A 12,650-nucleotide genomic window follows, 5' to 3' on the forward strand; every position below is an offset into this window, starting at 1 on the left:
GCCCCCGGGAGGACAGTGGCGACCGGCGTCATGCCCAGGCTAGAAGGTGTACCGCAGGCCCAGGATGAACTCGCGTCCGGTGTGGTGGTAGAACGAGGACCGGTCGGCGACGCTGTCGTTGAACTGGTCCTGGTACTCGTCGGTCAGGTTCACCCCTTCGAGCGACAGCTTGAACTGCTTGTTCAGGGTGTACTGGATCGAGGCGTCGACGTTCAGCGTCTCCTTGGTGCCGTCGGCGTTGGTGCCGGCTTCCGAACCCGGGATGCGGGTCAGGTAGTTGTCACGATAGGCCGCCGAGACGCGGGCGCTCCACTTGCTGTCTTCGTAATAGACCGTGGCGTTGTACGAGCTGCGCGACAGGCCGGTCAGGTCGCCGGTGGCGATCACCGCGCCGGCGCCGTTCAGGTACTGGATCTCGGACTTCACGCCCGTGTAGTTCAGCAGCACGCCGGTGTTCTTCAGCAGGCCCGGCAGGAAGTTGAACGGCTGCTGGTAGTTGACCTCGAAGCCCTTCAGCGTGCCGCCAGGGGTGTTGACGGGGGTGCTGAACTGCCATTGGGCCGAGGGGCTGCAGCCGTTGGTCGTGCCGCAGGCGGCCAGGGCCACGCTGTCGGGCAGGCCGAACGGATTGCCGGTGAAGGTGGTGTTGGTCTGCAGCGTCTGGACCAGGCTGTTGATGTCCTTCTGGAACAGCGCCAGCGACAGCAGGGCCGACTTCTTGAAATACCATTCGAACGACAGGTCGTAGGCCTTGGCGCGGAACGGGTCGAGGTTGGGGTTGCCGGCGTTGACCGAGCGGCCCGCGCCCGAGACGCTGATGGTCGCGCCGGGGGTCAGGCTGCCCAGGTCCGGACGCGCCATCACCTTGGCCGCGCCGAAGCGGATCAGGAAGTTCTCGCGCGGCTCCAGCACCATGTTCAGCGACGGCAGGGTGTCGTGGTACTTGCGCTCGGCCGAGATCGCCAGCGGCGCGCCCGAGACGTAGGTGTAGCCGGTCGACGACTGCTCGGTCTCGACGTAGCGGACCCCGACGTTGCCGCGGAACGGCCAGGCGCCGATCTCGGTGCTCCAGTCGGCCTGGACGTAGCCGCCGGTGTCCTTCTCGCGGACGCCGCGGTTGTTGCCGAGCGCCGGCTCCTTGCCCAGCTTGAACGTGCCGCCATTGGCGGTCTGGTCGTAGAGGCTGAGGACCGACTTGGCCTTGGAGACGTCCGGGATCAGGCTCTTGAAGCCGGCGAAATTGACCACCTGGCCGTAGGAACCGCGATCGAGCGCGGCCAACGCCGCCGGCACGGTCGGTTCCAGGTTGGTGCTGGTGCCGTTCGAGCGACGCAGCTCCGTGGTCTCGAAGTCATACTTCTTGAGCGACGCGCCGGCCGACAGCTTGAACATGCCGACGTTGTCCCACGAGCCGTCCAGCGAGACGACGTCGTAGGTGTTGACCGCCGACTGCGGGCGGATGCGGATCTGGGTCAGCACCCAGGCCGACGGGTCGGTCAGCTTGGCGCTGCCGTAGCCGATCACCGGCAGGCGGCCGCTGGTGTAGTCGTACGAATAGCCCTGGATGTTGAACTGGTCGAACTGGACCGTGGTCTGGACCGGGTTCTGGTGGTCCGACTTCGAATGTCCGACCAGGGCTTCAACCTGGATGTCGTCGGTGAACTGGTGTTTCCCCGAGAAGCCGATCTGGGTGAACTTGGTGTCCAGTTCGTCGAAGCGGTCCTCGACCCGCAGGTCGACATTGTTGAACACGCCCTTGGTCATGGTGTTCGTGCTGTCGATCGTCGCCGAGACCACCTGGGTCTGGGCGATGCCGCACGAGGTGGCGACATTGGCGGCCGTACAGGCGCCGCCGACGCTGAAGGACGGCGCCTCCAGATACTGCTCCTCGCGGGTGCCCTTGAAGTCGGCATAGAGGACATCGAGGCTCAGCTCGGTGCGGTCGGTCGGGGCGTATTGCAGCGACAGGGTGCCGCCCAGGCGCTTCTGGTCATCCTTGTAGATGTCGAAGCGCGGGAAGCGGGGGTGGAAGGCGGCGTTGTTGGTCGCCTGGGCCGGGTTGACCGTGGTCGGCAGGCCGGCGGCGTTGGGGATGGCGTCAAAGCCCGGCGCGAAGGCGTTGCCGGTCGCCCAGCGGACGGTCGAGGAGCCTTCGTCCAGCAGCTTGCGGCGCGAATAGGCCACCGACAGCAGGGCCCCGAACTTGCCGTCACCCCAGGTGTTGGAGACCATGAAGGCGCCGCGCGGGTTCTTGGATTCCGCCAGGTCGTTGTAGCCAAGCTGGACCGAGCCGGCCATCTTGAAGCCGCCGTAGTCGAAGGGCCGCGCCGTGCGCAGGTCGACCGTCGCGCCCAGCGAGCCTTCCTCGATGCCGGCCTCGGCGGTCTTGCGCACCGTGATCGCGTTGAAGAGGTCCGAGGCGAAGACGTTGAAGTCGAACGAGCGGCCGCGGTTGGTGCCGCCCGAGGCGTCGGCGCCGCCGGCCGTGGTCAGGGCTTCCATGCCGTTGATGCGCACGCGGGTGAACTGGGGACCCAGGCCGCGCACCGAGATCTGACGGCCTTCGCCGCCATCACGGGCCAGGGCGACGCCGGGAATGCGCTGGATGGATTCGGAGAGGTTCAGGTCGGGGAACTTGCCGATATCCTCGGCGAGGATGGAGTCGACGGCCGCCGCCTCCGTGCGCTTGACGTTCAGGGCCTTGTCCAGGCTGGACCGGAAGCCGGTGACGACCACTTCGGTCACCGAGTTGTCCTCTTGGGGCGCGGCCTGCTGAGCCGATGCGGCCCCCACGAGACCGAAGCTGACAGCCGCCGCCGAGACGCTGGCCAGCCACAGCTGGCGTTCCTTGGTACGCATATTCCCTCCCCTGTCGGGCCTGACCAAATTTGATCTTGTTCTTGTCGGACGCCGTTGACGCCCGGCGCCGAGCGGCGGCCGAGCGTGGCGTCTGGTCAGGAAGACTAGGGTCGGGTCGCCGACGCGGGCCAATGCCGTGTTGGAACGCGGTTATGCTGGTTCGGCATGAGCGTGTGGCGGTGGTGAAATACTCTAGGCCGCCACGCGCGAGACCAGTCGGTCGTAGCGCTCCAGGATGCGGTCCAACGTCGTGCGCTTGACCGGCCTGCCGTCGCGCAGCTTGTTCCAGGTGGTCTCGCTGATGGCGTAGCAGTTGAACAGCTGCTCGCGCGTCACGGCGGGCAGCCGCGCGCGCAGGCATTGGAAGATGTCTCGGGAAACGGTGACGGTCTCGGCCATGGATACTGCGGACGCCCCGAAGGGCGCCCCTCTTACGGTTGGGCGGTAACGCGGTTGTTGAGTTGGGTGATCTCAGGGCCGTCGGCCTTCAGCCGGACGCGGTAGCCGGCCTTCCACTCGCCCTTGAGGCGGACGGTCGCGGTCTTGGGCTTCAGGTCGAGCGGCGCGGCCAAGGCCGGAACGGCGACGCGGGCCAGCTCCCTGCCCTGCCCGTCCTCAAGGATCACCACGCTGGCCGGCGCGGGCTGGGCCCCGAGGCTGTGGACGGTGACGTCGATCCCGCCGCCCTTGCGCGGCTTGACGTCGTCGACGCCGACCCCGAGGTCGAACCGCTGCGACGGGGGCGCGGCGGCCGCCGCCAGGGTGAAGTCCCAGGTCGTGGTCTTACCCGGCGCGAAGGTCAGGTCGACACCGGTCGTGCGCTCCAGGGCGACCTCGGCCGCCGGATCGCCGACGCCATCGACGGCGCGGACGACCTTCCATTGTCCGGCCGAGATGTCCCAGCCGGTCATCACCGCGTGCAGCGGCTTGTCCGTCAGATTGAAGGCCGTGACCTTGAAGCTCTTCTCGCCGGTCCCGGTGACCAGGAGGCCGACATCCTCGGCCGCCGTCGGCGTGTCGAAGCGCCAGCTGACGAGATGGCCGGGGAACATCTGATTGCGGCGCAGGGCCATGCCGCCCAGGCGCGTGCGTTGCAGGGTGTCGCTGAACAGCTCGACCCGGTCCGACCACCAGTGGGCGTCGGTGACCATCCACATGCGCTGCTCGGCCGTGGCGATCTCGGCCGAATAGACCTTCTCGAGATACTTGGTGTCTCCGCTGGTCTTCCAGGCCTGGTAGAGCGTGTAGGGGTCGTCGACCCCGGCGTCCGCCTCGGCCTTGAGCTTGGCGCCCCAGCTGTCGCGCAGGCCCAGCTTGTCGACGACGTCGGTGTTCAGCTCGTCCAGGTCGGCCAGACGGCCGCGCGCCATCTCGCCCTTCAGCGGCAGCAGGTACTTGTCGTCGCCCGTCCAGCGCCAGGCGGCCCAGAACAGCTGGGCGGCGGCGACGTTGCCGCGCGCGCCGGCCGCCAGTTGGCCCCGCGACTCGCCGGTGGCCGCGTGGATGTCCTCCGGATAGCTCCAGGTCCCGTCGGGGTTCTGCTTGCCGTGCGCCATGTGGCCGTCGGCGAGATCGACGATCAGCTTGCGCATCGTCGGGTCGCCGTTGAAGTCGGCCAGCACCATGCCCGGATGCAGCAGCAGGTACGAATAGGGATGCGACCAGCCCCACGGCCCGTCGCGCGACACGTCGGTGGCCGAGAAGAACCGACTGATCACGTGCGTGTGGCCGTCCTCGGCCTTGCGCATGACGGTCGGATAGGCCCGGGCGGTTTCCATCAACCGCTCGACGACCTTGGGGTCGCCATAGCCGGTGTACATGGCCTCGGCCTTGGCGTTGATCCCCTCCTCGTACGAGTGCAACTCGTCGGTCTTGATCTTGCTCAGCCCGCCCGGAAGCATGTCGTTCTTGTAGGCGGCGTCGACGAGGGCGTTCAGCGAGGCGGTGACCTTGTCCGGGATCTCGCCCATCAGGGCCAGGGGCGGCCACTGTTGGGTCAGGTCGTCGTCGTCCGAAATGCCGCCGCCGAAGTCGCCATACGAGACCTGGCGCTTGTCGATCCACCATTCGATGAACTTGCGGACCCGCTTGAGGTCCTCGGTCTGCAGGAACGCCCAGGCCGGCACGCCGGCCGGTGGGGTCGGGACCGTGACCGGCGCGTTCGGCTGCTCGGGATTGAGCTCGGCCCACATCTCGCGGCCGTGCCGGTTCTTGGGATCGACGCGCAGCAGGTCCGACAGCTCGAGGTCCAGCCGCGCATAGCGGGACAGGCGCTTGGAGACGTCGTGCTCCTCGACCAGGAAGGCCAGGTTGTCGCGCGCCTGGGCCAAGCGGTCGGTGACGTGCTCGGCCTTGGCCGCGTCGGCGGGCTTGAACTTCAGGCGCACGGCCATGCCGTCCAGCTGGCGGGCGTCGAAATCGGCGCCGGCCCCGGCGATGGTCAGCAGCAGGCTCTTGCCCGGCATGATCAGCCGATCACGGGTGTCGAGGAACACCGTCCGCGCCTCACCCGGCTTGACCGAGACATTGACGTCCAGCAGGTCGCGGCCCGGCCACAGCGGGTCCTTGACCTTGATGTTCAGCGGGAAGAGGCCGCCGGCCAGCGGCTGGACCGTCAGAGCAGGAATATCGATGGCCACGCCGTCGAGGCCGGCGTCCATGCCCTGCCAGCCGTATTGGAACTTGCCGACCGGCCCGGCGGCGCGGGTCTGGCGGAAGTCGGCCGGGATCAGGATGTGGGCGATCGGCAGGGACGGACCGGTCTCGCTCTTCGGGCGCGGCCCGCTGGGCGCGCGAGCCGGCAGGGCCGCGACCATGGTCCGCTCACCGGCGGCGAAGCGGCCCTTCACGAAGGTGGTCAGCTCGTCCAGCGAGGGATAGGTCGCCACATCGGCGTCGACCTTGACCCGATAGCTCAGCGTCGTCTCGTCCGGCTCTGTCCCGGCCGCGACGTAGTAGGCGCCCAGCTCCTGGATCGGTGTTTCCTGGACCAGGTTCTCGAAGGTCAGTTGGCCGCCGGTGCGGGTCGCGAACTGATTGAGCGTGCGCAGCTCGCCTTGCGGGCGCTTGAGCGCCAGCTTGTCCGGCCCGGTCAGGGTCCCATAGGCCGCGCCCTGGACCTCCAGCCGGTTCCACGGCTCGCTGGGCAAGGTGAAAGTGATCGCCTTGCCGCCCTCGGCATAGACGTTCCAGTCGGGCAGCTCGAAATAGTCGTGACGGCCCGGCAGCTTGGAGCGGTTGTAGACGCCTGGCCAGGTGGTCTCGGCGATGCCGTCCGAGCCTGCGGTCATGAGCTGCTTGAGATCGAACTGCTCGGTGAACTCGACCTTGCGGATCTTCGTCGCGGCGTCGGCCAGGTAGGGCGGCGGATCGGCCGGGCGGTTCCAGCCGTAGCGATAGAGCCAGGCCTTCATGTCCGGCGCCGGCGCGGCGCTGACGGGGTCCTTGCCTGCGGCGAGGCCCGCGACATCGGCGTCGTTCAGGGCATGGTCGTAGATGCGGATGTCGTCGACATCGCCGCCGCGGATGAACTGGTAGGCGCTCTGCACCTGATGCGGCGAGACCACCCGGCTGTGCGGTCCGAACTGGTCGAGGCCGGCGTCCAGCGCCGCCGTCTGCGCCTTGGCGGCGACCGGCTTGCCGTCGATATAGAGCGCGATGCCCTTGGCTTCGTCCCAGGTGAAGCTCACCAGCACCCATTGGTCGGGCTTGGGCGCGGCCTGGGTGGTGGAGACCCGTACGCGGGCCAGGTTGTCGTCGGTGACGAAGGCGTCGAAGCCCTTGCCATTCCAGTCGATCCTCAGCCAGGCCATGTCCCAGCTGGTGTGGTCGGCGTAGCCTACCCGGAACAGCGGGAATGGCGTCGTCCCCACCGGCTCGCGCGCCCGCCAGTAGAAGCTCAGCGTGCCCCGCTGGGCGTAGATATTGCCCGGCGCCATCCAGCTCAGCACCTGCTCGCCCGAGGCCTCGATATAGGCGCCGTGGGCGGGGTCCGTCTTGATCTTGACCTTGTCGGCGAAGTTCGGGGTCGCCTCGCCGGCCGCGACGTCCGCCTTGAGGCCCTTGTCGCCGGTGAGGTGGAACAACAGGCCGTCGGCCTTGCCGATCGTCGGCGAGGCCCAGATCGCGGCGGACGCCAGCAGCACGGCCCGCAGGGCCTTCTCGGATCGACGAACCACGGCGCTGTTCCTTTTCACTGGGTAAGCTTGCACTGAGGAGGGGTCACGCGCTGGGCGCCCCCTTGGCCAGGGTCGCGCGGGCCTGGTCCATGTCCAGGGCCCCGTCCCACTTGGCGATCGCCACGGTGGCGACGCCGTTGCCGATCAGGTTGGTGACCGCCCGCGCCTCGTTGAGGAAACGGTCGACGCCGAGCAGCAGCACGAGACCGCTGACCGGCACGGCGTGCAGGGTCGATAGCGTCGCCGCCAGGGTGATGAACCCCGCGCCCGCGACACCCGCCGAACCCTTCGAGGTCAGCAGCAGCACGGCCAGGATCACCAGCTGATCGACGATCGACAGGTGGGTGTTGGTGGCCTGGGCCACGAACACCGTGGCCAGGGTCAGGTAGATGCAGGTGCCGTCGGCGTTGAAGGTGTAGCCCGACGGCAGGACGAGCCCGACGACCGGCTTGGCGCAGCCCAGGTCCTCCAGCTTCTTCATCATCCGAGGCAGCACCGCCTCGGTCGAGCAGGTGCCGAGAACGACGAAGATCTCCTCGCGGATGAAGCCCAGGAACCGCCAGAACGACAGGCCGGTCGAGCGCATGACCAGGCCTAGCACGATGATCACGAAGGCCGCCGAGGTGACGTACAGCGCCACCAGCAGCCGTCCCAGAGACCACAGGGTGTCGACCCCGTACTTGCCGATCGTGAAGGCGATCCCCGCCCCCGCGCCCAGCGGCGCCAGGCGCATGACCATGCCGACGATCTTGAAGATCGCCTCCATGAACAGGTCGATGAAGTCGACCAGCGGTTTGGCGCGCTCGCCCATCTGGCTGACCGCCGCCCCCATCAGCACCGCCAGCAGGATCACCTGCAGCATCGCGCCCTTGGCGAAGGCGTCGACGAAGGTGGTGGGGATGATGCCCAGCAGGAACGGGATGACGCCCTGCTCCTTGGCGGCCTCGGTGAAGCTGGCCAACGCCTTGCCGTCCAGGTTGGAGGCGTCGATGTTCAGCCCCGCCCCGGGCTTCATGACGTTGACGACGATCAGGCCGATGACCAGGGCGATGGTCGACAGCACCTCGAAATAGATCAGCGCCTTGACCCCGATCCGGCCGACCTCCTTGAGGTCGCCCATACGGGCCATGCCGACCACCACGGTCCCGAAGATGATCGGGGCCAGCAGCATCTTGATCAGCTTGATGAAGCCGTCGGCGACGGGCTTCAGGGCCTCGCCGACATGAGGCAGCAGCACGCCGATCGCGGCCCCGATGACGATGCCGATCAGGACCTGGACGTAGATCTGAGACAGCAGGCGCTTGAAACTGAAGATAGCCGTTCCCCCTCCGAGACGCCCGGCCGTAACCGCCGGGTCGCCTGGTAACAATGTTCGTCAGGCCGCCCGGTGGGCGACGTCTTCCGTTAGCGTCCGCATCAGGGCGTAGAGCTCCGACTTGGCCTCGAACCCGACGCCCGGAACGTCCGGCAGGCCGACATAGCTGTCCTCGACCCGGATACCATCGGCGAAACCGCCGAACGGCTTGAAGACGTCGGGGTAGGACTCGTTGCCGCCCAGGTGCAGGCCGGCGGCGATGTTCAGCGACATCTGGTGGCCGCCGTGCGGCACGATCCGGCGCGACGACCAGCCGTTCTGCTCCAGCGTCTCCAGCGTACGCAAGTACTCGACGAGGCCATACGACAGGGCGCAGTCGAACTGCAGGTAGTCGCGGTCCGGCCGCATGCCGCCGTGGCGCAGCAGGTTGCGGGCGTCCTGGTGCGAGAACAGGTTCTCGCCGGTCGCCATCGGCAGTTCGTAGTGCTTCGAGAGCTCGGCCTGCAGGGCGTAGTCCAGCGGATCGCCGACTTCTTCGTACCAGAACAGATTGTAGGGCTTCAGGGCCTCGGCATAGGCCAGGCCGGTCTCGAGATCGAAGCGGCCATTGGCGTCCACCGCTAGGTTCTGGCCATCGCCGACGATCTCCAGCACCGACTCGATGCGGCGCAGGTCGACGTCCAGCGGCGCGCCGCCGATCTTCATCTTCACGACCTTGTAGCCGCGATCGCGATAGCTGCGCATCTCGGCCTGCAGCTGGGCGTCGTCCTTGCCCGGATAGTAGTAGCCGCCGGCGGCGTAGACCCAGACGCGGTCATCGGCCTGGCCGCCCCGATAGCGGTCGGCGAGCAGGCGATAGAGAGGCTTCTCGGCGATCTTGGCGACGGCGTCCCAGATGGCCATGTCGATCGTACCGACCGCCACCGAGCGCTCGCCGTGACCGCCCGGTTTCTCGTTCGTCATCAGGGTGTTCCAGATGGCGAAGGGATCGAGGTTGTCGTTCTTCTCGTCGATCAGGCTCTCGGGCTTGGCCTCGGCCAGTCGCGGCAGGAACCGTTCCCGCATCAGCGCGCCCTGGCCATACCGGCCATTGGAATTGAAGCCGTAGCCGATGACCGGCTTGCCGTCGCGCACGACATCGGTAATGACGGCGACCACCGAACAGGTCATCTTCGAGAAGTCGATATAGGCGTTGGCGATCGGCGAGGCGATTGAGACGGTCTTCTCGCGGATGTCTAGAATTCGCACGGGGTTCTCCAGTTGGCGGACGAACCCTAGGCTGGCGGTCCCGCGACGGGCCAATGCCGTTCTCGAAGCTCGCTATGCGTAACAGGCATTATCGATGGAATTGATCTGGCTCGAAGACTTCGCGGCGCTCGCCGAGACCGGCAATTTCTCGCGCGCCGCCGAAAACCGCAACGTCACCCAGCCCGCCTTCAGCCGTCGCATCCGCGCGCTGGAGGACTGGATCGGCGCGCCGCTGTTCGACCGGACCGCCAGCGGCGTGGCCCTGACCGTCGCCGGCCAGCAGTTCCGTGGCGGGGCCGACGAGCTGATCCGGCGCATCATCCAGCTGCGCCGCGAAGCGCGCGAGGCCGGCGGCAAGGAGGCCGCGACCCTGCGCTTCGCCGCGACCCACGCCCTGTCCTACACCTTCTTTCCGCAGTGGATGCGGCTGCTGGAAGCCCGCGCGCCGCTGGGGCCGGTGCGGCTGATCTCCGACAGCATGCAGGCCTGCGAGGAGCTGATGCTGCATGGCCAGGCCCAGTTCCTGCTGTGCCACCACCATGCCGCCGCGCCGGGGCGCTTCGGCTCGCAGTTCCGCTCGGTCGTGGTGGGCCGGGACGCGCTCGTCCCGTTCTGCGCGCCCGACGAGGCCGGCGCCCCGCGCTGGATCCTGGCGGAGGCTGACGCCGACATCCCCTATCTGGGCTACAGCGCCGAGTCGGGCCTGGGCCGGATCCTGGAATCCCAGCGTTTCGTCGACCGCGCCTCCGGGTTGCGGGAGGTGTTCTCGGCCCGCCTGGCCGCCAGCCTGATGCCGATGGCCCGCGACGGGCGCGGCGTGGCCTGGCTGCCGGCGACCTTGGCCGAACTTGAGGTCGCCGAGGGTCGGCTGGTCCGCGCCGGCGGTCCCGAATGGGAGGTCTCGGTCGACATCCGCGTCTTCCGCCCCGCAGCGCGCCAGAGCCTGGCGGCCGAGGCGTTCTGGTCCGAGCTGGGCGTGTTCAAGGGCGCCGACGAGGGCCCCACGGGCGGCGCCAACGAAGATCACGCGGCGAACGCCTAGAGACGCTCATTTTTCTCGTCCCGGGTCGGCCTGCGGCCGCCCGGGATGACGAGGGATTTGTGCTTTAGCGCGCCGCCTTGATCACGCCGCCCGCCTCGGGGCGGATCGGCGTCTTGTCGGCGCTGTGGATCGTCACGCCCTGGGTCGAGACCTCGGCGTTGCGCACCAGCAGGCCGCGCTTGGCCTCGATCTTGATGTTCTTCAGCGTGATGCCGATCGCCTTTTCGGGCAGGCCGACGATGATGCCGGCCAGGTCCGCGCCTGTGGCGGTGACGCCGTCGACGACGATGCCCGACATGTCCGGCGTCTTGTCGTGTACGAACGGCTGGGCCGGATCGGTCGGGCCCGGCCAGATCTGGTTGCCCAGCAGGAAGCCGCCCGGCTGCAGCTGCTTCTCGGCCGACTTCAGGTCCAGCGGGCGATAGGCGTAGTAGCTGGTGAAGACCAGCGGGGTCTCGACGTCCTTCATGGTGTTGTTCTTGAACACCACGTCCCGGACCGTGCCGCCCTTGCCGCGCATCGACTTGATGCGCAGGCCGTACATCGAACCCTCGAAGGTGTTGTTCTCGACCCGCACGCGCTGGACGCCGCCGCTGGTGCCGCTGCCGATGCAGATGCCGCGCCCCTCCAGGATGGTGTTGTTGGCGATCAGGATGTCGGACGACACGCCGTCGGGATAGCGATCGTCGGGACCGTTCGACTTGATGGCAACGGTGTCGTCGCCGACGCTGATGATGTTGTTGGTGATGGCGATGTGGCGGCTGTTCATCGGATCGATCGCGTCGGTGTTCGGCGCGTGGGCCGGCGCGGTGATCCGCACGTGGTCGATCGTGATGTAGTCGCTGTTGTTGATCACCAGATGGAACGACGGCGAGTTCTCGAACCGCAGCCCCTCGAAGCGCACGTTCTTGCTCTTGTTGACCCAGACCAGGCGCGGACGGTCGTCCTTCTGCTGCTGGCGGGCCTGGCCGTCGGTGGCGAAGTCGGGGATCGAGCGCCAGATCGCCCGGATCCGCTCCCACCAGACCTGGCCCTGGCCGTCGACCAGCCCCTCGCCCACGATGGCGACGTTCTCGGCCCCGTCGACATTGATCACGCCGATGCGCTCGCCCTGCGGGAACAGGCTGGCGTCCGTGCCGGCCAGGACCTCGGCGCCTTTCTGGATCTCGAGGCGGATGTTCGACTTCAGCCAGATCGGGCCGATCAGATACTCGCCGCGCGTCACCCGCACCGTGCCGCCGCCGGCCTTGGCGCAATCGTCCACGGCGCTCTGGAAGGCCACGGTGTCGAACCAGATCCGCGTGCCGCCCGCGCCGTGATCGCGCACGTCGCAGATCTTGGCGGGGAAGCTGTTGGTCGACTGGGCGCTCGCGACGCCACTTGAAAGCGCCATCCCAACCAGGGCGGCGCCCGCCACCATCCAAACACGGTTCATTCCAGACCCTCTCCAAAACACGCGGGAGAGTAAGCCGGGCGGGCGGTCATCTCCCATGCCGATTTCGGGACGGGCAATGCCGATCGCGCATCGCGACGGTTGGAAGGTCGACCCTTGGCTAGACTTTCCGGCGACGCCGGGGCACGCGGACGACGGCCTCGCCGTCCATGATCAGGTCCTCGCCGACATAGCCTTCGCACTTCAGCGTCACCCGCGCGCTGACCTCGTCGATCGCCGCCACGGTGACGCGCGCCGTCACGACGTCGTCGATGCGGACGGGCCGGTGGAAGGCCAGGGTCTGGGACAGGTAGATCGCGCCCGCGCCCGGCAGGATGGTGCCGACCACCGCCGAGCCGAACGAAGCCGACAGCAGGCCATGGGCGATCCGGCCGCGATAGGCGGTCTTGGACGCGAAGGCCTCGTCCATGTGCACGGGGTTGAAGTCGTCCGAGGCTTCGGCGAACTGGCCGATGCGCGCTTCGGTGACGGTGACGTGCTTTTCGGCGACCATCCCGACGGAGAGTTCTTCGAGGATGTAGCCGCCCGAGGCGTGTGGTCCGATCATGACGCGGC

8 protein-coding genes are annotated in these 12,650 nt (G+C 67.7%); 1 reads left to right on the top strand and 7 read right to left on the bottom strand.

Features of this window, described 5'->3' with window-relative positions:
- Nucleotides 1–39 precede the first annotated feature (39 nt).
- From AC1RRV_RS20560 to AC1RRV_RS20580, 5 genes are all read right to left on the bottom strand, one after another.
- On the bottom strand, nt 40–2,859 hold the full coding sequence (locus tag AC1RRV_RS20560; RefSeq protein WP_492861513.1) for a TonB-dependent receptor: 2,820 nt from the start codon (nt 2,857–2,859) through the stop codon (nt 40–42).
- Nucleotides 2,860–3,051: 192 nt separating this feature from the next.
- A complete protein-coding gene (locus AC1RRV_RS20565; protein WP_492861514.1) occupies nt 3,052–3,258 on the bottom strand; it encodes a hypothetical protein in 207 nt (68 codons plus the stop codon).
- Between the two features lie 32 nt (nt 3,259–3,290).
- Nucleotides 3,291–7,037, bottom strand: a complete 3,747-nt coding sequence (locus AC1RRV_RS20570; RefSeq protein ID WP_492861515.1) for a LamG-like jellyroll fold domain-containing protein — start codon at nt 7,035–7,037, stop codon at nt 3,291–3,293.
- Nucleotides 7,038–7,080: 43 nt separating this feature from the next.
- Nucleotides 7,081–8,352 carry a C4-dicarboxylate transporter DctA gene (gene dctA / locus AC1RRV_RS20575; protein ID WP_492861676.1) on the bottom strand — a complete coding sequence of 424 codons (1,272 nt, stop codon included), beginning with the start codon at nt 8,350–8,352 and terminating at the stop codon, nt 7,081–7,083.
- Nucleotides 8,353–8,412: 60 nt separating this feature from the next.
- Nucleotides 8,413–9,600 carry a mandelate racemase/muconate lactonizing enzyme family protein gene (locus tag AC1RRV_RS20580; protein WP_492861516.1) on the bottom strand — a complete coding sequence of 396 codons (1,188 nt, stop codon included), beginning with the start codon at nt 9,598–9,600 and terminating at the stop codon, nt 8,413–8,415.
- A 94-nt stretch (nt 9,601–9,694) separates the two neighbouring features.
- Here AC1RRV_RS20580 and AC1RRV_RS20585 point away from each other — a divergent pair, with 94 nt between their 5' ends.
- Nucleotides 9,695–10,642 (top strand): LysR family transcriptional regulator, encoded by a 948-nt coding sequence (locus AC1RRV_RS20585; protein ID WP_492861517.1) that lies wholly within the window; start codon nt 9,695–9,697, stop codon nt 10,640–10,642.
- A gap of 64 nt (nt 10,643–10,706) precedes the next feature.
- On the opposite strand, the gene AC1RRV_RS20590 is transcribed toward AC1RRV_RS20585, so the two are convergent.
- Nucleotides 10,707–12,077, bottom strand: a complete 1,371-nt coding sequence (locus AC1RRV_RS20590; RefSeq protein ID WP_492861518.1) for a glycoside hydrolase family 28 protein — start codon at nt 12,075–12,077, stop codon at nt 10,707–10,709.
- A gap of 118 nt (nt 12,078–12,195) precedes the next feature.
- The gene (locus AC1RRV_RS20595) at nt 12,196–12,642 is read right to left on the bottom strand and encodes a MaoC family dehydratase (RefSeq protein WP_492861519.1); all 447 of its coding nucleotides are present in this window, start codon (nt 12,640–12,642) and stop codon (nt 12,196–12,198) included.
- Between the last annotated feature and the right edge of the window lie 8 nt (nt 12,643–12,650).

It is taken from the genome of Caulobacter sp. GW821-FHT11E10, from assembly GCF_058808375.1.

Coding starts and splice junctions, on each gene's coding strand:
- AC1RRV_RS20560 (WP_492861513.1), bottom strand. CDS start 2,859: ATGCGTACCAAGGAACGCCAGCTGTGGCTGGCCAGCGTCTCGGCGGCG.
- AC1RRV_RS20590 (WP_492861518.1), bottom strand. CDS start 12,077: ATGAACCGTGTTTGGATGGTGGCGGGCGCCGCCCTGGTTGGGATGGCG.
- AC1RRV_RS20565 (WP_492861514.1), bottom strand. CDS start 3,258: ATGGCCGAGACCGTCACCGTTTCCCGAGACATCTTCCAATGCCTGCGC.
- AC1RRV_RS20595 (WP_492861519.1), bottom strand. CDS start 12,642: ATGATCGGACCACACGCCTCGGGCGGCTACATCCTCGAAGAACTCTCC.
- AC1RRV_RS20585 (WP_492861517.1), top strand. CDS start 9,695: ATGGAATTGATCTGGCTCGAAGACTTCGCGGCGCTCGCCGAGACCGGC.